This is a genomic window from Brasilonema sp. UFV-L1 (assembly GCF_012912105.1).
Taxonomy (GTDB): domain Bacteria; phylum Cyanobacteriota; class Cyanobacteriia; order Cyanobacteriales; family Nostocaceae; genus Brasilonema.
The window spans coordinates 1-23,469 of sequence record NZ_QMEA01000055.1 but is presented as its reverse complement, the minus strand read 5'-3'; the positions used below and the strand labels follow the sequence as shown (position 1 = coordinate 23,469).

At 42.9% G+C, this 23,469-nt stretch carries 22 protein-coding genes, 2 tRNA genes and 1 riboswitch; of the genes, 16 read left to right on the top strand and 8 right to left on the bottom strand.

All coding sequences use genetic code 11. The features are described from left to right. Positions 1-80: 80 nt before the first annotated feature. The gene (locus DP117_RS17115; RefSeq protein WP_211176164.1) at positions 81-1,136 is read right to left on the bottom strand and encodes a Gfo/Idh/MocA family oxidoreductase; all 1,056 of its coding nucleotides are present in this window, start codon (positions 1,134-1,136) and stop codon (positions 81-83) included. Positions 1,137-1,462: 326 nt separating this feature from the next. Here DP117_RS17115 and queC point away from each other — a divergent pair, with 326 nt between their 5' ends. Further along, on the top strand, positions 1,463-2,140 hold the full coding sequence (gene queC / locus DP117_RS17110; RefSeq protein WP_169219490.1) for a 7-cyano-7-deazaguanine synthase QueC: 678 nt from the start codon (positions 1,463-1,465) through the stop codon (positions 2,138-2,140). A gap of 54 nt (positions 2,141-2,194) precedes the next feature. On the opposite strand, the gene DP117_RS17105 is transcribed toward queC, so the two are convergent. Together DP117_RS17105 and DP117_RS17100 are read right to left on the bottom strand one after the other, a co-directional pair. After that, positions 2,195-3,541 (bottom strand): hemolysin family protein, encoded by a 1,347-nt coding sequence (locus DP117_RS17105; protein ID WP_339381285.1) that lies wholly within the window; start codon positions 3,539-3,541, stop codon positions 2,195-2,197. Between the two features lie 82 nt (positions 3,542-3,623). After that, the gene (locus DP117_RS17100; RefSeq protein WP_169219489.1) at positions 3,624-4,328 is read right to left on the bottom strand and encodes a hypothetical protein; all 705 of its coding nucleotides are present in this window, start codon (positions 4,326-4,328) and stop codon (positions 3,624-3,626) included. Between the two features lie 187 nt (positions 4,329-4,515). Here DP117_RS17100 and DP117_RS17095 point away from each other — a divergent pair. Together DP117_RS17095 and pyrE are read left to right on the top strand one after the other, a co-directional pair. After that, positions 4,516-4,588, top strand: a tRNA-Ile gene (locus DP117_RS17095). A gap of 314 nt (positions 4,589-4,902) precedes the next feature. Then, positions 4,903-5,526, top strand: coding sequence for an orotate phosphoribosyltransferase (gene pyrE, locus DP117_RS17090; RefSeq protein WP_169219488.1), 624 nt, complete (start codon positions 4,903-4,905; stop codon positions 5,524-5,526). Between the two features lie 65 nt (positions 5,527-5,591). Here the strand turns inward: pyrE and thiC are convergent, their stop codons facing one another. Beyond that, positions 5,592-6,971: a phosphomethylpyrimidine synthase gene (gene thiC / locus DP117_RS17085; protein WP_169219487.1), complete on the bottom strand. Its 1,380-nt coding sequence runs from the start codon at positions 6,969-6,971 to the stop codon at positions 5,592-5,594. A 7-nt stretch (positions 6,972-6,978) separates the two neighbouring features. Continuing rightward, positions 6,979-7,075: riboswitch (TPP riboswitch) on the bottom strand. Positions 7,076-7,425: 350 nt separating this feature from the next. On the opposite strand from thiC, the gene DP117_RS17080 reads away from it, so the two are divergent. From DP117_RS17080 to DP117_RS17070, 3 genes are all read left to right on the top strand, one after another. Beyond that, positions 7,426-8,031, top strand: coding sequence for a pseudouridine synthase (locus tag DP117_RS17080; protein WP_169219486.1), 606 nt, complete (start codon positions 7,426-7,428; stop codon positions 8,029-8,031). A gap of 337 nt (positions 8,032-8,368) precedes the next feature. Beyond that, positions 8,369-10,420 carry a serine/threonine phosphatase gene (locus DP117_RS17075; protein WP_169219485.1) on the top strand — a complete coding sequence of 684 codons (2,052 nt, stop codon included), beginning with the start codon at positions 8,369-8,371 and terminating at the stop codon, positions 10,418-10,420. Between the two features lie 286 nt (positions 10,421-10,706). After that, entirely contained in the window at positions 10,707-11,930 is a 1,224-nt protein-coding gene (locus DP117_RS17070; RefSeq protein ID WP_169219484.1) for an FHA domain-containing serine/threonine-protein kinase, read from the top strand. Between the two features lie 93 nt (positions 11,931-12,023). Here the strand turns inward: DP117_RS17070 and DP117_RS17065 are convergent, their stop codons facing one another. Together DP117_RS17065 and DP117_RS17060 are read right to left on the bottom strand one after the other, a co-directional pair. Next, positions 12,024-12,245, bottom strand: a complete 222-nt coding sequence (locus tag DP117_RS17065; RefSeq protein ID WP_169219483.1) for a DUF4327 family protein — start codon at positions 12,243-12,245, stop codon at positions 12,024-12,026. Between the two features lie 1,000 nt (positions 12,246-13,245). Next, positions 13,246-13,833, bottom strand: coding sequence for a type IV pilin-like G/H family protein (locus DP117_RS17060; protein WP_169219482.1), 588 nt, complete (start codon positions 13,831-13,833; stop codon positions 13,246-13,248). A gap of 376 nt (positions 13,834-14,209) precedes the next feature. Here DP117_RS17060 and trxB point away from each other — a divergent pair, with 376 nt between their 5' ends. Then, a complete protein-coding gene (gene trxB, locus DP117_RS17055) occupies positions 14,210-15,583 on the top strand; it encodes a thioredoxin-disulfide reductase (protein WP_169219481.1) in 1,374 nt (457 codons plus the stop codon). A 37-nt stretch (positions 15,584-15,620) separates the two neighbouring features. Here the strand turns inward: trxB and DP117_RS17050 are convergent, their stop codons facing one another. Further along, positions 15,621-15,878: a hypothetical protein gene (locus DP117_RS17050; protein ID WP_169219480.1), complete on the bottom strand. Its 258-nt coding sequence runs from the start codon at positions 15,876-15,878 to the stop codon at positions 15,621-15,623. A 257-nt stretch (positions 15,879-16,135) separates the two neighbouring features. On the opposite strand from DP117_RS17050, the gene DP117_RS17045 reads away from it, so the two are divergent. From DP117_RS17045 to DP117_RS17035, 3 genes are all read left to right on the top strand, one after another. Next, on the top strand, positions 16,136-17,026 hold the full coding sequence (locus DP117_RS17045; protein WP_169219479.1) for an ABC transporter permease: 891 nt from the start codon (positions 16,136-16,138) through the stop codon (positions 17,024-17,026). Positions 17,027-17,155: 129 nt separating this feature from the next. Continuing rightward, entirely contained in the window at positions 17,156-17,359 is a 204-nt protein-coding gene (locus tag DP117_RS17040; RefSeq protein ID WP_169219478.1) for a hypothetical protein, read from the top strand. 51 nt (positions 17,360-17,410) lie between these two features. Beyond that, positions 17,411-18,304 carry an ROK family protein gene (locus DP117_RS17035; RefSeq protein ID WP_169219477.1) on the top strand — a complete coding sequence of 298 codons (894 nt, stop codon included), beginning with the start codon at positions 17,411-17,413 and terminating at the stop codon, positions 18,302-18,304. A gap of 41 nt (positions 18,305-18,345) precedes the next feature. Here DP117_RS17035 and DP117_RS17030 read toward each other — a convergent pair. Next, positions 18,346-18,432 (bottom strand) — tRNA-Ser (locus DP117_RS17030). A 99-nt stretch (positions 18,433-18,531) separates the two neighbouring features. Here DP117_RS17030 and DP117_RS17025 point away from each other — a divergent pair. The 6 genes from DP117_RS17025 (at position 18,532) to DP117_RS17000 (ending at position 23,368) form a co-directional block, all read left to right on the top strand. Beyond that, on the top strand, positions 18,532-18,900 hold the full coding sequence (locus DP117_RS17025) for a 2Fe-2S iron-sulfur cluster-binding protein (protein WP_169219476.1): 369 nt from the start codon (positions 18,532-18,534) through the stop codon (positions 18,898-18,900). Then, entirely contained in the window at positions 18,890-19,453 is a 564-nt protein-coding gene (locus DP117_RS17020) for a thermonuclease family protein (RefSeq protein ID WP_169219475.1), read from the top strand. The genes DP117_RS17025 and DP117_RS17020 overlap by 11 nt, the downstream gene beginning before the upstream one ends. 98 nt (positions 19,454-19,551) lie before the next feature. Continuing rightward, a complete protein-coding gene (locus tag DP117_RS17015; RefSeq protein WP_169219505.1) occupies positions 19,552-19,968 on the top strand; it encodes an element excision factor XisH family protein in 417 nt (138 codons plus the stop codon). Next, on the top strand, positions 19,956-20,288 hold the full coding sequence (locus DP117_RS17010; RefSeq protein WP_169219474.1) for a XisI protein: 333 nt from the start codon (positions 19,956-19,958) through the stop codon (positions 20,286-20,288). The genes DP117_RS17015 and DP117_RS17010 overlap by 13 nt, the downstream gene beginning before the upstream one ends. Positions 20,289-20,724: 436 nt before the next feature. After that, the gene (locus DP117_RS36985) at positions 20,725-20,847 is read left to right on the top strand and encodes a hypothetical protein (RefSeq protein WP_282440294.1); all 123 of its coding nucleotides are present in this window, start codon (positions 20,725-20,727) and stop codon (positions 20,845-20,847) included. A gap of 445 nt (positions 20,848-21,292) precedes the next feature. Continuing rightward, positions 21,293-23,368: a response regulator gene (locus DP117_RS17000; protein ID WP_169219472.1), complete on the top strand. Its 2,076-nt coding sequence runs from the start codon at positions 21,293-21,295 to the stop codon at positions 23,366-23,368. Positions 23,369-23,469 lie beyond the last annotated feature (101 nt).

Sequence of the window (23,469 nt, the reverse complement as noted above, 5' to 3'; positions counted from 1 at the left end):
TCTAGGGGACGCCAGATAAGAGCGGCAGGAAACCCGTCCGCAGTACTGGTCAGGGCAATGCGTCACCTATCTTCTGTTTTTTATACAGTGGGTGTCAAAGATTGCACTCTTGCTTCAGATTGCCAATCTAATGGGTTCCAAACACGGTCTTCAAGAGCCATCTGCTCTATCAAGCTTGCCCATCTTAGAGCTTTGAGCGCTTGTTCACCTCCAACTGAAGGTTGGTTACCACCACGCACACAGTTGACAAAATGCTCCAACTCTGCACCCAACTTGTCAGCGTTGGTTGTGGAAACTTTTTCAATCACACTATCCTGCCTGTACAATACTTGCCGATTATCATTAGTGTGTCGGTGAATCAAAATTTCATTTCTGAGAAAATCTGCTTCAGTGAAAGAATTTTTACAATGGGCAACAATGCGACGGATTTTGCAATGAGTCACTTTACTAGCAGTCAGAGTCGCAACGATACCATTGGCAAACCCTAACGTAGCGGTCACATAATCTAAATAACCAGAATCTAATGTGCGATTTCCACTAGCTGTTAACTTTACTACAGGTGCTGCGGCTAATTCTAAAAGTAGGTCAATATCGTGAATCATTAAATCCAAGACAACTGAGACATCATTTGCCCGACTTGAATATGGACTCATGCGATGTGCTTCTAGGGCTAGCACTTCTTCAGTTTTCAACACCTTGCTTAATTCTTGAAATGCTGGACTGAACCGCTCTATATGACCTACTTGTAGGATACACTGAGAATCAGCTGCAGCATTTACGAGTGATTCTGCTTCAGATATACTTGCTGCGATTGGTTTTTCAATGAGAACATGAATCCCTGCTAAAAGACAGTTGATTCCAACGGCGTAATGCAAACGGGTAGGTACAGCAATACAAACTGCGTCTACATGGGGCAGTAGTTCACAATAATCTTCAAAAAAGCGTACCTTGTATTTGCTGGCGGTTTCTAACCCTCGCTCAACATTAATATCTGCTACACCAACCAGTTCAACGTCTTTCATTGAACTCAGTAAGCGGACGTGATGCTGTCCCATGTTACCCACGCCAATCACGCCTATGCGGATCGGTCGTGGATAGTTACGCTGTACTTGAGCATTTTGTTCTCCCACTGACATACTTCTACTTTGCACTCTTATTGTCTCCTCAACCACCACATTCAGAGACGCTATAGTCATTGGATTTGATTCTCAACGACCAATGAGTATGCGTCTAAAACCATCCAGATGGTAACATAGAGGTTCTATTTATGAAGAATTTCAAAGTTTCTTGTGAGTTCCCGGCATATAGGTGACTTTTATGTGTTCTGTTTAAAATGATGCTTTTTTTGCACTTAACAAAAACGATAATCAGCTTTTTGATTAGCCTTTGAAAAAAAATAAGACGTTAGTGAAGTTCTTTTTGTTTCATAAAAAAAATCCCGTATAAACAAAAATTTTTTCCGATGAAAGCTGTCATTTTACTATCTGGTGGTTTAGACTCTTCCACGGTTTTATACCAAGCGATCGCCTCTGGTTATGAGTGCCACACCATTTCCTTTGATTACCAACAGCGACATCAAAGAGAGTTACACTCAGCTTTGGCGATCGCTCAGAAAGCTGGCGTAGTAGACCATCAGGTAGTCAAGTTTGATTTAAGACAGTGGGGTGGCTCGGCTCTTACAGATGATACGATTGAAATACCAGCAAAACGTGACCTGGAGGAAATGTCTCAAAGTATTCCTGTCACTTATGTTCCTGCTCGAAATACCATCTTTTTAAGCTTTGCCCTTGCCTATGCTGAAACTATTTCTGCTCAGTACGTTTACATTGGTGTTAACGCTCTAGATTACTCTGGATATCCTGATTGTCGTCCTGATTACATTCAGGCGATGCAAGAAGTTTTTCGTTTAGGAACAAAACAAGGACGTTCAGGGCAAACGATTTCGATCAAGACACCTTTAATTCATCTAAAAAAAACTGAAATCATTCAACTTGGCAATAAATTGGGTGTTCCTTGGGAATTAACATGGTCTTGCTATTTAGGAGACGATATCGCTTGTGGTGTCTGTGATTCTTGTCGTTTGCGTCTTGCTGCTTTTGCTGAACTGGGATTGAAAGATCCACTGGCTTATGCGCAATAAGGGGATAAACAAGGGAGTCAGAGAAAAGAGTGATTGAGCATTAACTCTTCCCTCCTACTCCTCCAGCCGTTGGATTTGAATCTGATGTAAACGTGGTCCAATGACTGACACGACAGTCAATTTTAGATTTTCATAGCAAAAGGTTTCGCCAAAGGTGGGAACTTTTTGTAACTGGTAAAGTAAAAAGCCCCCTAAAGTTTGATATCCTTTTCTCAAGGGGAAATTGAGATGCAAAACTTCATTGAGATTTTCCAAGTTTATTTGAGCTTGCACAAGAAAAGTCCGCTCGTCTAAAATTTTGATGAGCAGCTCGTTAGTGCTATCTGGTTCGCTTGGGTCACCGATGATTTGAGCAATCACGTCTTGGATCGTGACTAATCCCACAGTACTACCAAATTCGTCTACCACCATCACCATAGTTGGTTCCTCTCGCTGCATAATTGGCAAGAGTTCGTTTAAGGGAGTGTGTTCTGGCACAAACTTTGCAGGGCGCATCCATGACTGAATTTGTGTTTCTGAACTCATCTTTCCTAGAGCTAAAGGTTCTGCCAAGTCTTTTAAGCAAATTATGCCGCGAATGTCATCCAAAGATTCTCCGATAATCGGGTAGCAAGAGTGACCTGTCGCTACCACTTCTTGGAGAAAGGTCCCGAAGGTGGTGACCCTTGGTAAAGCAACAACACTTGTACGGGGAATCATAATTGCTTGTACTGTCTCGTCCCCAAACTCAAAAACGTTTTTGAGCAGTTCGCGTTCTTCCGCCTGTAATCCCGTGGATTCACGTTCTGTAGAAATAATGAGTTGTAATTCTTCAGGTGTCACAGGTGGTCTCCAACTTTGACCTATGTATTGGATGCCAAAAAGTCGCAATAGCCAGCGAGTTGATTGGTTAAGAATCCAGATAAAAGGGTTGAAGAATCTGACAGTTGCTCTAATTGATGGTCCCAAAAATCTTGCCAGCTGTTCAGAATACAGCATAGCTACTGATTTGGGACAAAGTTCTCCTAAAACTATTTGCAAATAAGCTATGAAAAAAAAGGCGATTGGAATTGATAGAGAATGAGCTATGACTGCACTTATTTCTTTAGGTAAAGGCGAAGATAGTAGCCATGATTTGATCAGGACAACTATCGTACTTTCTCCAATCCACCCTAGTGCCAAACTAGAGAGAGTAATACCTAATTGAGTCGTCGATAGCAATCGGTCAATACTATGTTGTAGCACTTCAACAGCGATCGCCTGAATATCGCCAGCCTCCACCAGTTGATGGATGCGCGATCGCCGCACTGTCACCATTGAAAACTCTGCTGTCACAAAAAAAGCATTGATAGTAATCAGCAGTAGTACTGATAACAATCGCAGCCCCACATCTGTCCAACTTAAACTAGAAAAACCGCTCACTGTCAAAGCTCGTGTAATACTGATGCCCCATAAGGATGTTGATGAGTTGTTAGTAGTATAACTAACGACTCATCACTAACACCTATCTTTCGACAGGAATATTTGACACTTCTAGCCGTAGTTTTTGAGCGGGATAATCTGTCAGGGCGAGTGAAATACGCTTGACATTATCAAGTAAAGCTGTAGGAATACTCACTGTGCCAGAAACAGAGGGTCCATTTGCAGGCAATTCTGATGGTAAACCTTCTGTACTGGCACTCAAGGTTCGTCCTTTATCATCTGATACATCCAAAAAACTATACAAGAAGCGTACAGAATCTTTACCTGTGTTCTGCATTTGTACTTTTAGAAGCAAAGCACCACCAGAAAAGCGAGCAGATTGTACCGAAAGGCTAACACCCTCGCTTTGGGCGTTAATGGGAAATCCTTCTTGAGGCTTTTCTTGTTCAGCCACTTGTAAAGGTTTTTCCTCTTTCTTGAGTTTGTTGCTATTTACCTCGTCGTCATCGTCATCTTTTTTTTTTGACTTCGCAGCCTTAGTTTTGCCTTCAATTCGTGATTTCACAATTTTTAGGATTTGGTCCTCCTTGAGTAGAGCAACCCCTGTGTGTTGCTCCTTAGCTGATTTACTGCTGGCAAATTTGCTGGTAGGACGAGCATCTGGCGCTGTAACACCTTTGAGTGCTGCACTTCCCAAAGTAAACCCCCAAAACGCACTTACAGAACCAGCTCCCAACATCATAACTAACAGAATCAAAGTTAGAAGTACCGTAGAATTTAGTTTCATTGCTGACAAGCTATTGCAAAAGAATGCTGGTCTATCTAAAAGTATCGAAGCTATTTACTTCAATTTATAGAGGAACTTAATCAATATTAGTCTGCACTACCGCTTTGTTAAACTATGTAATATAAAAATCTGATATGAAATGTTGGATTGTCAAACTCTGTAAACTTACGCTACAATAGAATTCCGACCAGGGTTGGCCGAGCGGTTGAGGCAGCGAACTCATAATTCGCCCTAGGCAGGTTCAACTCCTGCACCCTGGATTTGAGAAGAGTGTTAAATAACGAGTAACACGCAGCTTCTTGTCTCCGGAAGTTTCCATAAACGCACAACAACTTTGCGTATAAAGTGGTCAGTGATATTGCTAGTACGTGGCGGCAAAAAAAAGCTACTATTGACTCATCGCGTGAAACGCATGTGATGTAAGCATATTGAATGCATGAATTCAGGAATTCCGCAAGAGAAAAACAACTCAGCAGTTGTTGGTCAGATAATATCTTAATAAGTATATTTTTGTGATTCTGGTAGTGCATCTCCAAAGCAGAGAGAGGCGCGAAACGTAGTGGAGTCTATTGTGATGACGTATCAAGCCGAAATTAAAACCCAATCCGACATCTGGGCAACGATTACCGATTTAGTAATCTTACGCCAACACTTACTCGATTTATTTTGTCAACTGGCATATAAAGAAGGCGATTTTGTTCTGACTTCTGGACAGCGTAGTTCTTATTATATCAATGGCAAGCAGGTAACACTTCATCCTCAGGGTGCCTTAGCAATTGGTCGTATTCTCCTATCTATGATGCCATTGGATACCCAAGCAGTTGCTGGTTTAACATTGGGAGCAGATCCGATTGTGAGCGCCGTGAGTGTGGTTTCTGCCTATGAAAACCGACCGATACCAGCATTAATTATTCGTAAGGAAGCCAAGGGACATGGAACAAGAGCATATATTGAAGGTCCCAGTTTACCAGAAGGTGCAAAAGTGGTAGTTCTGGAAGACGTCGTTACGACTGGACAATCTGCGATGAAAGCCGTTGACCGACTTAGAGAAGCAGGTTATACGGTCACCGAAGTCATTTCACTCATAGACCGACAGCAAGGAGGAGCAGAATTTTACCAACAAGCAGGATTGCAATTTGAGGCAGTGTATACAATTCAGGAAATTCAAAAGCAATATCAACAGTTCATTAATAGTTAGTGGTTAGTCAGAAGCAGTGAGTTTTGTACTACCAACCAACCACTGTGACTAACTATTCCCAATTTTTAACTTTGGGTTACTGTTGCTTTATCCTTTGCCAAGAACTTCTCAAGTTCTGTGAGTGCATCAGCATCAACTTTGGTTTGCATTGGACAGAACTTAGGACCACACATTGAACAAAACTCAGCAGTTTTGTAAATGTCTGCTGGCAGAGTTTCGTCATGATACTCTCTCGCTCTTTCCGGATCGAGTGCTAATTCAAACTGACGGTTCCAGTCAAAGTTGTAACGGGCGCTGGACAGTTCATCATCTCTGTCTCTTGCGCCTGGGCGGTGTCTGGCTATATCCGCTGCATGAGCTGCTATTTTATAAGCAATCAAACCATTTCTGACATCTTCAGAATTCGGTAAACCCAAGTGCTCTTTTGGTGTTACATAGCACAGCATTGCGGTACCGTACCAACCAGCCAGAGCTGCCCCAATTGCTGAGGTAATGTGGTCGTAACCGGGAGCAATGTCCGTCACCAATGGTCCCAGCACGTAGAAAGGAGCTTCAGAACACTCTTCCATCTGCTTTTTGACGTTAAACTCAATTTGATCCATCGGCACGTGTCCAGGACCTTCTACCATGACCTGTACATCATCTTCCCAAGCTTTACGAGTGAGTTGTCCGAGAGTTTTGAGTTCCGCTAATTGTGCTTCATCAGAAGCATCATGAGTACAACCAGGACGTAAGGAATCACCAAAACTAAAAGAAACATCATATTTCTTAAAAATTTCAATGATGTCACGTAGGTGAGTGTAAAGTGGGTTTTGCTTATGATGAGCTAGCATCCATCTTGCTAAAATACCTCCACCGCGAGACACAATGCCAGTGATGCGACTTTTCACTAAAGGCAAATGCTCAATTAAAATCCCAGCGTGGATAGTCATGTAATCAACACCTTGCTGAGCATGTTTCTCAATCACATGGAGAAAGTCATCAGGTGTCAGCTTTTCAATATTGCCGTGAACGCTTTCTAAAGCTTGGTAAACTGGTACTGTACCAATAGGCACTGGTGAAGCTTTGATAATCGCAGTGCGAATCTCATCCAAGTTACCACCACCAGTGGACAAATCCATAACGGTATCAGCGCCATACTTCACTGCTAATCTTAGCTTTGCAACTTCTTCCTCAAGATTGGAAGAGTTGGGAGAAGCACCGATATTAGCATTAACCTTACATTTGGAAGCAATACCAATACACATTGGCTCCAAGTTCGTATGGTTAATATTAGCAGGAATAATCATTCGTCCCCGTGCCACTTCGTCTTTCACGAGATCTACGGGAAGGTTTTCCCGTTGCGCGACATAATGCATTTCTTCTGTGATGACACCCTGACGTGCATAATGCATTTGAGTGACATTGCTCTGCCCACGCCGCTTGGCAACCCATTCTGTCCGCATATTTGATTTCCTCGATAAACAGCTTCCCTCCGCCGGTATTACCCGGATTCAGGTGTTAAGGGTGTAATCTCAGCCTGAGTGTGCAGGCACCCCTAGCATAAGAATTGATTTTAGCATTTTCGATGGACGCGCTCACCAACAACTCGGATTTTTGCTAAATCTTGGTTACTGCTTTTCTCGGCACTCGCGGGGTGGAATCACATGCGCGACCGCTAGAACCCGTTGCGGCGTCCTGAGGTACCGGTGGTCCGATAATTTCACGTGATTGGCAAAAAAGAGTTGGGACCGAGCGGGAATGTGAGTTAGCCTATAATACTGTCCTCCGGCTGCCTGTAGCTGCACGTCTAAACCGTGAAGCTTTGGGATGTGCATAGCGGTGAATATTTGTATACTTTGCGCGAAGATAATGGGTAAGTCCTAAATTTTTAATAATTTTTGTTTTAATTTTTGACTAATGACTTACCGATACATTCTATTTTACAAACCTTATGGTGTCCTCAGCCAGTTTACAAAAGACACTCCCACTCAGAGCACCCTCAAAAACTTTATCGAGATTCCTGATGTATATCCTGTGGGTCGTTTAGACTGGGACAGTGAGGGCTTACTACTGTTGACTAACAACGGGCAATTGCAACATCGTCTTTCCAATCCTCGATTTGGACACGAACGGACTTACTGGGTGCAGGTAGAACGAATTCCTGATGCTGCAGCTTTGACGCAGCTACAACAAGGTGTGACGATTCAAGATTACCGCACTCGACCAACTTTGGTGCAACTACTGCCAACAGAGCCTTCTTTACCAGAACGTGATCCGCCCATCCGGTTTCGCAAAAATGTGCCGACAGCGTGGTTAGAAATGACTTTGACAGAAGGGAAAAATCGTCAGGTTAGGAGAATGACGGCGGCTGTGGGATTTCCAACTTTGCGGCTAGTCAGGATAAGCATCGCTCAGTTAAACTTAAATAAGCTGCAACCAGGTCAATGGCGTGAGCTAACCTCTAGCGAACTCCAATTGTTGGTGAATTTAGCTTTTGCAGGCGGAAGAAGGCTTAAAAAATAAAGAACAAAGCTTTTAGATTATAGCTAAATATATGACACAGTTACGATTTGAGAGTGCATCATCTCTTATCTGGCTACCCTCTGAGTTTTCTAAACTTAAAGATATATGTTGGAATATGTCACAATGCCTAGTTTTCATGGCAATTTATTGTGAAAATATAGCTTGCTAACATCTGAAATTTATAGTTAACATGCGTCAAAATTAAGACTACCACTAAAATTCGCCAGATGAACCACAATATATTGTAGGTCTACTGTAAGCAGGTGCTGACAAAAGTGGCACTTTTGGATTGTAGTGGCTAGAAGCACCTTGGAACGGGAATTAAGGAACTTCCACAATGCTGATTTGCCCTCAGTGTAAATTTGAAAACCCCAACACTAACAAATTCTGTCAAAGCTGTGGCGCTTCACTGACCCACAAGGTCTGTTCAGAGTGCGGTACTCATTTGGCTTTAGATGCACAACAATGTGATAACTGTGGCACAACATGCGGAGCCGTTTTATGGGCAATTATTACAAAGGAAGGGACTTTTCAAGTTCAAGAAGATAAGAAAGCCTCATCTCCCTTATCCTCACGGCAGGTTGCACACTCCGGGGAACCTCAACGCCAGATTCCTCTGTCGGAAAACTCTAATCAAGGACTGGCGCAGCAACGCACTGTCTCCTCATCTCTTTTATCAGCCGGCTCTCACTTAGATTCACAAAAGCGTTATCAACTGCTAGAATCGCTACCAGCCTTAGACGAAATTGCTCCTAACACTGAGGTCTGTGTGAAAGTATTAGACTGCCAACCGTACCAAGTACCACTTCTTGAGGTTATGGTGGTCAATGAGCAAAAAGGGCTAGTCATGTCATCGTTAGGGGTTGATAAAATTCCTAGTCTCGCCAAACCTTACGTTGCTTTACAGTCATGGTGCCATCAAGGAATACCGCCCATTCATGATGCATGGCAGCAAGATGATATGCAAATAGTACTTATCGAAGATCGCTCGAATTGGCGGCAATTACTCGATTTATGGCAAGATGATTCACTCAGTTCGTCACAAATTGTACATTTTTTTTATCAGATGACCCAGCTTTGGGCTGTACTAGAAAATGCCAACTGTCGCCAAAGTCTGCTGGAATTGTGTAATCTACGAGTCAATAAAAACCAGTCACTAGCACTACAGCGTTTATATGTAGAATTACCAGATAAAACAACAAGTGCTCAGTTGTCAGAAGATGTAGAAGCAAGAATTTCTACTGCTAAGCAAGCGCAGCCTTTGACAATCCAAGCTTTAGGGCAGGTTTGGCATGCACTTTTTAGACAATCTCAACGCACTCAATTTGGTTCTATTTTGCATTTGATGGGAGAATTGGAACAAGGAAATATACAGACGCTAGCGCAGTTGCAATTACGTTTAGAAGCTATAGCCTCTGAATTGCAAGGCAATCCCACAAATGTTCCAAATTTTCCTAAAGTACTTAAAAGTACTGCAGCACCTACTATTTTGCAATTAGATAAGCAAGAGGATGAGACTGAATTGCAAAGCAATAATATGTCCGTAGCGATGCAGCCTGTGCAGTTAATCAGCTTGGAAAATGCAGGACTTACCAATGTCGGACGTCAACGCGACCATAACGAAGATTACTTTGGCATTGAAACAAAAGTATACAAACTACAATTTCCTAACAAGCAGACTTTGCAAGCGCGTGGTCTGTATATTTTGTGTGATGGAATGGGTGGACACGCTGGTGGCGAGGTTGCTAGTGCCTTAGCTGTCAACTCGTTGCGCCAGTACTTTCAAACTAAGTGGGCTTCTAATCAATTACCAACAGAAGATGATATTTACACTGCTGTACGGCTAGCCAATCAAGAAATTTTCAATGTCAATCAACAAGATGCCCGTTCTGGTGTTGGGCGCATGGGTACGACTCTTGTTATGGTTTTAATCCAAGATACTCATGTGGCTGTCGCTCATGTCGGAGACAGTCGCCTTTACCGCGTCACTCGCGAAAGAGGACTAGAACAAGTCACAATAGACCATGAAGTTGGTCAACGGGAAATTTCTCGAGGTGTGGAGCCAAGTGTAGCATACTCTCGCTCTGATGCTTACCAATTAACTCAAGCCCTTGGTCCTCGCGATGAAAACTCTATTATTCCTGATATCCAGTTTTTTGAGATAAATGAAGACACCCTTTTTGTTCTTGCGTCGGATGGTTTATCAGATAATGATTTGTTGGTCATTCATTGGCAGGATTACCTAGTACCTCTGCTCCATTCTGGCAGCAATTTGGAAAGTGGCGTTCAAGCTTTAATTGATTTGGCAAACCATTACAATGGTCATGACAATATTACTGCTGTACTTATCCGGGCAAAAGTCTGCCCGAATTCAGAACAACAGCAATAAATTATGGCTTAGAGACAACGAGACAAGGAGATCAGGAGACAACGAGACAACGAGACAAGGAGAATAACTAAAAAGCATCTCCCCATTGCCCCTAATCCCCAACGCCAGATGCTTCACTTGGGGAAACACGCCAGGTCGCACAACGGGGGGAACCCCCGCAAGCGACTGGCTCCCCAAGACCGCACTGGCTCCTCCGTGGGGGCCCCGAGTTCCCCATCTCCCTATCTTCCCAATACTCGCTACGCTCTCTACCCTATCTTCCCATCTCCCGAATTAAAAATCACCTATGGTCACGCTGACCTTGTTAGAACCGCAACAAAACACACCTCTTGAACAGTGGCACTTTGACGACGAGTCAATCATTCGGATTGGTCGTTCGGCAGATAATGACGTGGTTTTAAGTGATAGCTTGGTGTCACGATATCATTTAGAACTTAGGCAAGTCGATTCGGATAAAAATGGCGGTTCTTGGCAGGTTATTAGTCAAGGCACAAATGGCACTTTTCTCAATGGTGTTTTAGTCACTCAAAGTTTGTTGCCAGATAACTCTGTGCTGCAACTGGCGCAAAAAGGCCCGATTCTGAAATTTCAAATAGACCTGCAAACAAGTCCACAACGTTCTTTTTCGCCTACATTACCCCACATAACTTGTACCCATGAAGGGAACTCACCTCATAATTTGTTTTGCATACACTGCGGTCAACCTTTGTCGGTCATACAAACAATTCGTCAATACCAGGTATTGCGAATTCTAGGACAGGGAGGTATGGGTACGACTTATCTAGCTTGGGATGAGCTAGGAAAAATCGCCGGACACCCACAATTGTTGGTGTTGAAGCAGATGAATGCTGATATGGCGAAAATTGCAAAGGCACAAGAATTATTTGAACGAGAGGCGAATGCTCTTAAATCCCTGAGGCATCCTGGAATTCCTAAGTATTATGACTTTTTTGTCGAACGTGGAAAGAAATATTTGGCAATGGAATTAGTTCATGGACAAGATTTAGAAAAACTTATTTATTCAAAAGGACCGGTTGTCCCAAATCAAGCGATTAATTGGATGATTCAAACGTGTGACATTTTGGACTATCTCCATAGCCAAGAGCCACCCCTTATTCACCGCGACATTAAACCCGCTAATCTCATGGTGCGAAACTCCAATAATAGTATCGTCGTGCTGGACTTTGGGGCAGTCAAAGAAATTGGTACAGCACTCGGAACTCGTATTGGTGCAGAGGGTTATTGTGCTCCTGAACAGGAACGGGGACAACCCTTAACTCAATCCGATTTATATGCAATTGGACCGACACTCATTTTTTTACTCACTGGCGAAAGCCCTTTTAAGTTTTATCGTCAGAGAGGGCGAAGTTTCCGATTTGAAATCGCAAACGTGCCCACTATTACTCCTCAATTACGAGAAGTCATTGACCGTACTACAGAACCTTTGGCGTGCGATCGCTACCAAACCGCTAAGGATTTGGTGGCGGCTTTAGCATTGTGCAAAGTCTAAAAGAAAAATATATGGCAAAAAGAAGATGAGGCTATAGGAAAATTTAAACCTATCACCTATCCCCAATTCCTCCTTTAGACTTTTCTAGACCTTTTATTCTTCATCCCAAGCTTCGACAGCTAATAATTCGCTTACTGGATCTTGCATGCTAAACCCGTAGTCTAGCAGTTCTCGTTTCCAGTGCTGCCATTCATTTCCAAATAGCAAAGCGATTTTCCAGATATTATCTGTGGGCTTGATAATATTAGAATCTACGAGTGAATGCACATTACGCTGCAACTTCACCATTGGGTGAATCACTTGCTGCTTACTCATAACCTCGATTAAATTCAGATTTGGTTGGGTAAATGCTTGATCAAAACTGCTTTCCGTATTGGAATTCTTGCCGATGCGTAGAGCTTTTTACTTTGGCAAAGCAAGTCTCAACTTTTTAACTATATCATAACTTACTCAAGTGAGTGACTGTTTAATTCGGTTTTGTACGGTAATCCCCACTAAATAAGTTAAATCTGCTGTTATAAAGCCGTGACCTTGGGTTGTTCTAGAACAATAGTTGCTCTATGCTTTGCACAAATCAAACTTTTAGGGGATGTATGCAAAATGTTATTTCTTTTTTTTTCACATGATGTATGCAAGTTTTGACAAACTTATATAATCAGAGCTATTTCGAAGATTTTAGCAAAACAGTGAACTGTGCAGTTAGCTGGAGTTATGCAGATTATTTAAACGTTATATAGAATATCGTAAACATTTTAGTCTTAGATAGAGATTAGGAACATTTTTATGAAAACTTAATATTCTTGGCACAGACAAAAATCCACAGACAATACGCTCCTAAAGAAGGAAGTCAGGAAGATTGTACGTAGGTGATATGTCGTTATATTGTTAGGACTTACGCACGCTCACAAATTAACCATAATATGTATGACGGTATTTGGTTGTTTCAGGTGTTTCGCATAACCCTGATTTCTTCGCATCTTTGCGATACGCACAAGCTAAGGGAGATCCAAAAAATAAAATGTTCCACCTTATTACCACGAATAACCTATTGTGCCGACAGATCAACAACGAAGGTGGAACATTTTATTACTGGTAAGTGCTAAAGCCTCCGGCTGATCGCGCTTGTGCTAAACATGGCTGAAACACCCAAATTGCGTGTAGTACTTATGTACGATGCAGAAGTCCTAATTGTATAAATTTCTAAAAAGAAAAGTTCTAGAGTCGGAATTGAGAGCAAAATTAAAGTGGATAGCTCAAACTACCCACCTTGATCAAAAATTTAACTAGGATAAGACACAGATACAGCTAGGATTTTTTACGGGGTATTAGACGTTGGGGAGTTATTAGGCTGTGAGGACTGATTAAGCTTTGAGAAATCTTTCGGACATTCTCGTTGAGCATCCTCGGCATTTAGCTCCTGTGCAGTTCTCTGAGTACCACTTTTGTCAGACTCACACAAAATGGCTTGAGTTGTTGCCTCACTACCTTCTTGTTTCAAAATCACGACGCCTGCGTAGGATTTGAGAGAATTCGTCTGAGATATTGCATCATTGACAACCATATCCGATTTTTTTTCAATTTTATACTGGTAGTTATCGGTTTTGTATGTCTCTTCTGTTGTGCTGTTGTTATTAATACCAATACCCAGTTGATCTATCTTATCTGTAAATTTACCATTTTCTAAGTAATAAACTTGCTGCGCTCGGTTCATTGAAGCCACATAGGTTTTAGCCTCTGATTGTTTTGCTTTATTTGCTTGGCTGACAAACGAGGGCAAAGCAATGGCAGATAGAATACCAATAATAATAATGACTACTAGCAGTTCAATAAGTGTGAAGCCTGCGTCATCTTTCTGTTTCTTAAGAAGATATTGCAGTAATTGAGTTTTTCTTTCATGTATCATAAGTATTTCTCCGTGTCTTGTGAAAATTAACTTTTCATGAAAAGTTATATTTGTAACTTTTTCATTTCTTTCCTGTTTCAAATCACTTCATAGAAATTTTTCCTCACATTTGTCAGCATCAACAAGTGTAGAGACACTCTTGCGGCACACTGTGTGTTTTACCCAATTGAAAGCTGGTGTCAAACTCTTATATTTGTGAGATTTTTCCTAGCACCTTTTGAGTTCACGGCTTTGTCGCATGGATTGTGAACGCTGTATGCAACTCAAGCTAAAAGTACACCCTGGCTTTAGTATTCCCAGAGCAAGGAATTTTCTATCAGGCTGTGTCTGGTATGTTATACTAAGTCGTAGTCGTTATGAGTTTGCAAAATCAATCATGACCAACCCGACAGTAGAAAATGTAGTGATTATCGGTTCTGGTCCAGCAGGGTACACAGCTGCCATTTACGCAGGACGGGCTAACCTCAAACCTGTTGTTTTTGAGGGTTTTCAAGCCGGGGGGTTACCTGGTGGTCAGTTGATGACAACGACTGAGGTGGAGAATTTTCCTGGGTTTCCCGAAGGAATTACCGGACCTGATCTGATGGATCGGATGAAGGCTCAAGCAGAACGTTGGGGGGCTGAGTTATATACAGAAGATGTTATTGAAGTTGATTTGAATCAGCGTCCCTTTACAATCCGTTCTGAGGAACGAGAATTGAAAACCCACAGCATCGTCATCGCCACGGGTGCGACAGCAAAGCGCTTGGGTTTAGCCAGTGAACATCAATTCTGGAGTCGAGGAATTTCCGCTTGTGCTATCTGTGACGGTGCTACACCTATTTTCCACGGAGCGGAATTAGCTGTGGTTGGTGGTGGCGACTCGGCGGCGGAAGAAGCAATTTACTTGACCAAGTACGGCTCTAAGGTAAATTTGCTGGTGCGAACCGAGAAGATGCGGGCTTCCAAAGCCATGCAAGACCGGGTTTTAAATAATCCCAAAATCACACTTCACTGGAACACAGAAGCGGTGGATGTGTTTGGGAATGACAAGCACATGGAAGGGATAAAAATCCGCAATACTAAAACTGGCCAACAGAGTGAACTGCATGTGAAGGGGTTATTCTACGCCATCGGTCACAATCCTAATACATCCTTATTCAAGGGACAATTAGAACTGGATGACGTGGGTTACATTGTTACCAAGCCTAATTCTCCAGAAACAAGCGTAGAGGGTGTTTTCGCCGCAGGCGATGTACAAGACCATGAGTACCGTCAAGCAATTACCGCTGCAGGGAGTGGCTGTGCGGCGGCGATGTTAGCAGAACGTTGGTTGTCTTCTAGTGGCTTAATTCAGGAATTTCACCAAAAACCGGAAACTCCAGATAATGAATTAGAACACCCAGCCGAGAAGAAAACAGAGGAACAGCTAGCCGCTGAATTTGATTTAAAAACAACCCGCCATCAGGGTGGTTATGCTCTGCGGAAGCTGTTCCATGAGGGCGATCGCCTGATGATCGTCAAATACGTTGCTCCTGGTTGTGGTCCTTGCCATACCCTCAAGCCCATCTTAAATAAAGTTGTGGATGAATTTGACGGTAAAATTCATTTCGTCGAAATTGACATCGACAAAGACCGAGACATTGCTGAAAACGCTGGTGTCACAGGAACACCAACAGTTCAATTTTTTAAGAATAAAGAGCTACTGAAGGAACTCAAAGGTGTTAAGCAAAAGAGCGAGTATCGCCAATTGATTGAAAGCAACTTGTAAGTGGTGAGTAGAAATAAACAAAGGAGATGAAATAGCTTCATCTCCCTACCTCTTCCTGGATTCTATCGTCTGTTGGCTTGAAAACGATTTCATGTTTGCCAATGGGCTTTTGCTGACGCAATAACCCAAGATATTCTTCTGCATCAACGCGACTGCGGTGGCGGCTGATGATGATCTTTTGTGACGAGGACAGTGAATTAATAACCGCCCAGGGTTTGAGGCGTTCTTGATAAGCCATAATGAGATTATCTCCTTCAAAAGATTGGGAGGTAGAGCCAGCGCTCTCACTTTCCACGGTTAAGTGCTGGCTTCTGCTACTTTAAATGATATTGTTGCGATGTTAAATACTATTACAAATCTTTATAAGAATTTTTATTTTTGGTAACGGACAGGTAAGCATTGTATCGGTTGACAGCTTGCGACAACGGGGTAGTTCGGAGTTCTCACGGAGGAGCTAGTGGTGGCTCGTCTTTACACCATTGCATGAAACCATCTGATATGTAGAATGGTCATTTATAGCAGCTCAAACGCCGCGAACCCTCGCTTCCGTTTATGACCATTACTAAAAGTCCACAAGCTAGATTTTTACGGTTTGCCAAAAGTCCCACCCTTTCCCAACAACTGATGCTGATTGGGTTAGCGATGACTCTGTTTTTCCTATTCTTAGCTCTTTTCACTCCCTTACTTCAAGTCTTGGGTTTGGTGCAAAATCCTATAGATTCCTTAAGTAACCCCATTCAAGAAGCACCCTCACCTCAACATTGGTTTGGTACTAGTCGCGAAGGCTATGATGTCTTCTCGCGCACTTTATTTGGCGCTCAAGCCGCTTTACAAGTCGTCTTACTAGCTACGGCGATAAGTATGTTTATTGGTGTACCTCTAGGTATGTTGAGTGGCTACGTAGGAGGTAGATTAGACAAAGCATTGCTATTTGTGATGGACAGCATCTACACTCTACCGGGGTTACTGCTTTCGATAACGCTAGCATTTATAGTGGGACGTGGAATCTTAAATGCGGCTCTTGCTATCAGCATTGCTTATGTACCACAATATTATCGTGTCGTCCGCAATCATACTGTGAGTGTCAAAACTGAAGTGTTTATTGAGGCAGCACAAGCAATGGGTGCCAATACATGGCAGGTTCTTTCTCGATACCTGTTTTTTAACGTGATTCAAAGCGTGCCTGTCCTTTTTACCCTTAACGCCGCTGACGCAATTTTAATTCTGGGCGGTTTGGGTTTTTTGGGGTTAGGGCTGCCAAGAGAAACGCCGGAATGGGGACGCGATTTACAACAAGCTTTGCAAGCGCTACCCGTTGGTATTTGGTGGACTGCGCTTTTCCCTGGATTAGCAATGACAACAATGGTTGTAGGGTTGTCGCTACTCGGTGAGGGGTTAAATGAGTTTATTAATCCCCGTTTGCGCAAAGACATCCGGAAATAGTCGAGCGTTATTTGTTATTAGATAATGATTAGTGGTTAATACAATCATCAACAACTCACTAATCAGCAAAGCATACTTAATTTCATTTGTTACCTTAATATTTGTTGTACTTGTTAGTGAGAGATTTGTGTGAAAGATAATTTTTCTTTAATTGCTGCTGCAGCTGGTGGTTTTATGCTTTCTGTTGCCCTGACTGGTATTTTGAGAGGTGCCTCAGTTGCATCTTTACAAGGTCAGCCCAGTTTTCATTCCCTAACGATCGCCACTTTACGACCTGCACCAAATGACTCTGAAAATATAGAATTTTTTGGTAGCGAAACTGATAAAAAATAAAGTATCAGTCTTGCATCTGTTGCAATCCGCCTATTTGTGAGGGGTTTGAAAGTGATAGATTCTCAAGTCATTGGTATTGACTTAGGTGGAACAGCAATCAAGCTGGGGCGTGTCGCCACAGATGGCACTTGTTTACAATCGTTGACTGTTGCAACGCCGCAACCAGCTACACCAGAGGCAGTTATGATCGCAATGGTAGATGCAATCGCTCAACTAGACAACCCAAATCATAGCATTGCGATTGGTGTTGGCACTCCAGGACCAGCAGATGCAGCAGGACGCATTGCTAAACTCGCCATTAACTTACCAGGATGGCACGATGTCCCCTTAGCTGATTGGTTGGAAGCAAAAACTGGCAAGCCTACTATTATCGCTAACGATGCCAACTGTGCAGGATTAGGAGAAGCTTGGTTAGGAGTCGGTCGCCGCTTCCAAAATTTTATTCTACTCACCTTAGGAACTGGAGTGGGTGGTGCAATTATCTTAGATGGCAAACTGTTTGTTGGTCATTTTGGCGCAGCGGGTGAGTTGGGATTAATCACCTTTAACCCAGATGGTCCAATGTGTAATAGTGGTAATCAAGGCTCTTTGGAACAGTATTTGTCACTGACAGCAATTCGTCGTCGCACGGGCAAAGAACCAACAGAACTGGCCACTCTTGCAAAAGCTGGAGATGTTGAAGCATTGACATTTTGGCATGAGTATGGTAGGTATCTGGGCATCGGATTAACGAGCTTGATTTATGTGCTGACGCCAGAAGCTGTTGTCATTGGTGGCGGACTGAGTGCAAGTGCCGAGTTTTTCATACCATCAGTCAAAGCAGAAATTGAACACAGAGTGCTACCGACTTCACGTCTGGGTTTACAAATATTGCCAGCAGAATTAGGTAACTTCGCAGGAATCGCAGGTGCTGCAAAGTTAGCTTTTTCAAAAGTCGCCCTTTAGGCATATGCTTCAACAAGCGAGATTTTGGAGATATTATTGAACGGAGAGAGAGGGATTCGAACCCTCGTTGAAGTTGCCCCCAAACAGCATTTCCAGTGCTGCGCCTTCAACCACTCGGCCATCTCTCCAGGCGTCACGAATTTCAATATTAGACTAAAACAAATTAAACTGCAACTAAATTTGGTCTAAAATTCCAATAAATTTCCAAATCAAAATCCAAAATCCAGATGTCCAAGACATACACTGTTAAAGTTCGCGATCGCGCCAAAGGCATAATACACTCCTTGCAAGTCCCTGATGACCGCTACATCTTGCATACAGGTGAGAAACAAGGAGTAGAACTGCCGTTTTCATGTCGGAATGGGGCTTGTACGACTTGTGCTGTAAGGGTACTCTCAGGAGAGATTTATCAACCAGAAGCGATTGGACTGTCGCCAGAGTTGCAGAAAAAAGGTTATGCCCTACTATGCGTGAGTTATGCACGTTCTGATTTGGAAGTAGAAACACAGGACGAAGATGAAGTTTATGAACTCCAGTTTGGACGCTTTTTTGCTAGAGGAAAAGTTCGCAGGGGTTTTCCTTTAGATGAGGATTAAATTTGATTTCGCCCACAGATGTAGAGGCGCAAAGGTACAAAAAATAGTCATTGTATTTTGTCTATTGCTACTTGTGGCTTGTCAACCTCAAAAGAAGCTTGAAGAAAGCACACAAGTACAGGTTAAAGTCGCACAGGTTGTGAGTGGACAAACTTTGGAGGTGATGGGTTTAGGGGAACAACCAAGTTTGATTTCTCAAGTACGTTTGCTGGGAATTGATGCACCAGATTTGCAGCAGCGTCCTTGGGGAGATGCAGCAAAGCAATACCTAGAAGCACTCGTTAGGGAACAGCCTGTGATGCTAGAGTTTGATGCGCAAATAAAAGACCAGTTCGGGCGGACTCTGGCTTATGCTTGGAAAAATGGAGTTTTGTTGAATGAAGAGTTGGTGAAACAAGGGTACGCTTTGTTTGTGGGGCGATCGCCTAACCACAAATATGACCTACGTTTAGAACGTGCTCAGCAATGGGCTAGACTGATGGAACTAGGAATTTGGAACCCAGAACAACCGATGCGTCTGACACCTGGTGAATTTCGCCGTCAGTATCGTTAGTCGTTTCTCATGGGCGGGTGCTGCACGATCGGACTTAAGAAGAAACAATGCCAAAGAACACGCTATCTTTAATGATGGACTTGTGCAGTCAGTCATTTATGCCAGCAAAAGATGCGTTTCATGCTATTGTCAAAACAGCCCTTCAGAAAGATAGATGGGAAATAACCCACGATCCATATCCACTTCAGGCAGGTAGTTTTAATTTGGCAATTGATTTAGGTGCCCAGAAAGTGATAGCAGCCCAGCGAGGAGAACATAAAATTGCTGTTGAAATTAAGAGCTTTCTTGGTCCATCTAAGATTTCAGAATTTTATGGTGCATTAGGACAGTTTTTAGCATATCGAGCAGCACTACAAGTACAAGAAAGTGAGCGCATATTGTATTTAGCAGTGCCCAATAACGTGTATGAAGAGTTTTTCACCACATCATTTATTCACTCACTCCTTGAGCAGCATCAAGTGTATTTGCTGATCTACGATATTGATCAGGAGGTGATTAAGCGATGGCAGCCGTAGATGAATATCGTCAGCATATTCAAAGATTGCTAAGTGAACACGCTCAGTTGGTTTGGGATAGCCGGATTCGAGCTGAGCTCATTTTTGATCAACAGCGCGATCGCTATCAATTAGTATACGTCGGCTGGCGTGATTCACAGCGTGTCTATGGAGTTGTGCTTCATCTCGATATTATTGATGGAAAAATCTGGGTACAGCAGGATGGAACCGAAGTCGGTATTGCCAATAAGCTAGTTGAAATCGGAGTGCCAAAACACGATATTGTCTTAGGTATTGACCCACCGAAGATGCGTCAATACACAGATTTTGCTGTTGGTTGAGTCAACCATCAGTTATCAGCTATCAGTTATCAGTGATTATAGGAAAAAGAGGCTTCTCAGCCAAAAGTCTGAAAACTGCTTAGGATGCTAAGTTCTATGACTTCAGATACAGGTGAATGCTGTTATAAATTTGGAACAATAAGTGAGTATAGTTAATCTTTTTTGTTCAAGAGACCAACATTTAATATGTTTAATATGGTAATTCGTTTTCCAACAATCGCTGCTACCTTGATGGCTACCACTGTTAGTCTAGGTACGCTTTTGGGCTTTACTTCTTCAGCTTCTGCTCGAGACATAATAACTTGTGAAAGCCGCAATAATGAAAGGAATACTTGTGAGATAGATGGAAGAGGCAGAGTCAGGTTTGTCAGGCAATTGTCTGATGCTAGTTGTAGAGGAAATTGGGGCCGTAACAGAAACCGTATTTGGGTAAGGAATGGCTGTCGGGCAGAGTTTGCAGTTAGCGATGGCACAAACAATAGATATGACAGAGACGACAGAGGCAGATACGATAGATATGATAGATACGACAGATATGACGGATACCGCAGATAAATAAATCTAAAGTGATTTTTAGAGAGTCAACTGAAACATCATATTACCGAACTGGTTGATATGGAGTTTTGTTGTGTCTTGTATCGCTTTGCTTGTTCACAAATTGGTTGTCGGGATTTGGCAAGTTATCTCGACATTTCTAGTTATTAGCCTGATATGACTCGAAAGTCAAAATCAATGAACAGTTATCGATTTGATAACTGTTCATTGATTATTGGTAATTGAATCGCGCAGCGCCGCGTTAGCGAAGCGTGCCGCAGGCTGCGGAGCGTGGCGGTCTGGGTTTGGATCCTTGAATTGATAATTGTTCATTGATAACGTCACTGTAGTACAACGTTGTAACCTTATTAAGGCTCGCCTGCTCAATAGTCGTTGCTGGGATTGCTGTCTCAATCTGCCTTGATTATATCACTGCTTTGTATCGTTGGAGATAGCAATCACAAAGCCCAATGAAAATTTTATTAGTTGAAGACAATAGACTAACTGCTGAATTACTAGCTAAAGTCCTGAAAAACCAGTATTATACTGTTGAAATTGCCACAGATGGTCAAGCAGGTTGGGATCTCATTGAGGTTCAGACTTATGACTTGATTGTGCTAGATGTCAACTTGCCCAAGTTAGATGGAATTACTCTGTGTCAGCGTTTGCGTTCCCAAGGCAATCAAACACCGATTATGCTGTTGACTGCCAAAAACACAAGTACGGATAAAGTTTTGGGTTTAGATGCAGGCGCAGATGATTATGTGAACAAGCCCTATAACTTGCACGAGTTATTAGCTCGCATTCGTGCTTTATTGCGTCGCGGAAGTTCAGCGTCACCACCGCTGTTGGAGTGGCGTTCCCTGCAAGTTGATCCCAGTACTTGCGAAGTGATCTCGAAAGGTCAACCCGTGCATTTAACACCCAAAGAATACGGTTTACTAGAACTTTTTCTTCGCAATCATCACCGGATTTTTAGCTGTAGTTCCTTGATAGATCATTTGTGGTCGTTTGAAGAACCACCACACGATGATACAGTCAGGTCTCATTTGAAGGGGTTACGCATGAAGCTAAGAGTAGCAGGAGTTTCAGATGACCCAATTGAAACAGTTTATGGCATTGGCTACAGACTGAAGCCCACTCAAAGGGAAGGAGAACAAGCAAAGACGGGGAAAAATAAAAAATCCAAAACAGTAACGACTGATACACCCAACCAGACGCAGATAGAACAGTCAGTAAGCCGCATGCATTTGCATCCATCTGCACTTAGAAATCCAACATCTACAATTGCAGAACAGACAGCACCGAGTGTTAGGGAAATTTGGGAACGAGCAAAAGAAGATATCGAAGAGCGCGTTGCTATCATTGAGCAGGCAACAACGTTACTGCTTGGGGAGAAGCTAGATCAGAAACTGCGGTCAAAAGCAGAACAAGCAGCTCACAAACTTGTGGGTTCATTGGGTATGTTTGGAGCGGATGAAGGTTCTCATCTGGCTCGCGAAATCGAACTACAGTTTCAAGCTCAAGTGCCGCCTCAGCAACATCAAGTACAGCACCTTCATCAGCTAGTTGTTGCTTTGCGCCAACAAGTACAATACCTGAATGCTCAACAGTTGCCTGATCTTTTCTCAATAAATACACTGCTATATAAAAGTAAAGAAAATCACGTAAGTTCAGAGGCAAAGGTAATGATTGTCGATGATGACCCCCTGGTCTTGACGGCTCTTGCGAGTTTACTCCCGCCGTGGGGTTTCAAAGTTTCCACGCTCGACAATCCACTCCGGTTTTGGGACACCCTGGCAGCCGAACAACCGGATCTCTTGGTTCTAGATGTAGAAATGCCATCCACAAGTGGTATTGATTTATGCAAAGCAATCCGTGATAACCAGTATTGGAGTGGACTACCAATTTTGTTTCTCACGGCTCACACAGATGCCGAAACCATGCACAAGGTATTTGCGGTAGGTGCCGACGATTACGTGAATAAGCCCATTGTTGAACCAGAACTAGTGACCCGTATTCTCAATCGTCTGCAAAGAACGCGTTTGCTACGGAGTTTGGCTCAAATTGATGCCTTAACTGGTGTTGCCAATCGACCGAAGTCCACCCAAGACTTGCTTGAACTGCTAAAATGGAGTAATGGCAATCAGCAACCTTTTTGTCTTGCGATCGCAACTGTAGACGACCTCAAGCCAATCAACCAACAGTACGGTCACGCCGCCGGAGATACAGTCTTATCGCAATTGGGGAAACTGTTGCGACAGACGTTGCGACAAGAGGATGTGATTGGTCGTTGGGCAGGCAAGGAATTTGTCATCGGCATGCCTGGGTTGAGCAAAAGTGAATCAGTTGAACGGCTATCTCAAGCCCTGCAAGCTTTTCGTCAAATAGAATTTCAAGCTGCCAACGGTATCCAGTTTCAAGCAACCTTCAGTGCTGGAGTCGTTCAGTATCCCCAAGATGGTACAGAGCTACAAATACTGTACCAAGCTGCTGATACAGTTCTTAACCAAGCAGCAAGAAACCAGGTTATATCATCTGTCTAATGCCAAGGTAATATAAATAACTACGGCAGACGTCATGATAGAGTGCATGGGATGATATCAAGTTCGCTTAATCACTTATAAATCCCGAAATACCCCACCCG

Excerpts from the sequence above, each read along its gene's own strand:
- DP117_RS17020 (WP_169219475.1), top strand. The coding sequence starts at position 18,890 with ATGAGGATTAAATTTGATTTCGCCCACAGATGTAGAGGCGCAAAGGTA.
- DP117_RS17100 (WP_169219489.1), bottom strand. The coding sequence starts at position 4,328 with ATGAAACTAAATTCTACGGTACTTCTAACTTTGATTCTGTTAGTTATG.
- DP117_RS17060 (WP_169219482.1), bottom strand. The coding sequence starts at position 13,833 with ATGATACATGAAAGAAAAACTCAATTACTGCAATATCTTCTTAAGAAA.
- DP117_RS36985 (WP_282440294.1), top strand. The coding sequence starts at position 20,725 with ATGGCTGTCGGGCAGAGTTTGCAGTTAGCGATGGCACAAACAATAGAT.
- DP117_RS17010 (WP_169219474.1), top strand. The coding sequence starts at position 19,956 with ATGGCAGCCGTAGATGAATATCGTCAGCATATTCAAAGATTGCTAAGT.
- DP117_RS17045 (WP_169219479.1), top strand. The coding sequence starts at position 16,136 with ATGACCATTACTAAAAGTCCACAAGCTAGATTTTTACGGTTTGCCAAA.
- DP117_RS17015 (WP_169219505.1), top strand. The coding sequence starts at position 19,552 with ATGCCAGCAAAAGATGCGTTTCATGCTATTGTCAAAACAGCCCTTCAG.
- pyrE (WP_169219488.1), top strand. The coding sequence starts at position 4,903 with ATGACGTATCAAGCCGAAATTAAAACCCAATCCGACATCTGGGCAACG.
- DP117_RS17065 (WP_169219483.1), bottom strand. The coding sequence starts at position 12,245 with ATGAGTAAGCAGCAAGTGATTCACCCAATGGTGAAGTTGCAGCGTAAT.
- DP117_RS17075 (WP_169219485.1), top strand. The coding sequence starts at position 8,369 with ATGCTGATTTGCCCTCAGTGTAAATTTGAAAACCCCAACACTAACAAA.
- queC (WP_169219490.1), top strand. The coding sequence starts at position 1,463 with ATGAAAGCTGTCATTTTACTATCTGGTGGTTTAGACTCTTCCACGGTT.
- thiC (WP_169219487.1), bottom strand. The coding sequence starts at position 6,971 with ATGCGGACAGAATGGGTTGCCAAGCGGCGTGGGCAGAGCAATGTCACT.
- DP117_RS17080 (WP_169219486.1), top strand. The coding sequence starts at position 7,426 with ATGACTTACCGATACATTCTATTTTACAAACCTTATGGTGTCCTCAGC.
- trxB (WP_169219481.1), top strand. The coding sequence starts at position 14,210 with ATGACCAACCCGACAGTAGAAAATGTAGTGATTATCGGTTCTGGTCCA.
- DP117_RS17025 (WP_169219476.1), top strand. The coding sequence starts at position 18,532 with ATGTCCAAGACATACACTGTTAAAGTTCGCGATCGCGCCAAAGGCATA.
- DP117_RS17115 (WP_211176164.1), bottom strand. The coding sequence starts at position 1,136 with ATGTCAGTGGGAGAACAAAATGCTCAAGTACAGCGTAACTATCCACGA.
- DP117_RS17000 (WP_169219472.1), top strand. The coding sequence starts at position 21,293 with ATGAAAATTTTATTAGTTGAAGACAATAGACTAACTGCTGAATTACTA.
- DP117_RS17070 (WP_169219484.1), top strand. The coding sequence starts at position 10,707 with ATGGTCACGCTGACCTTGTTAGAACCGCAACAAAACACACCTCTTGAA.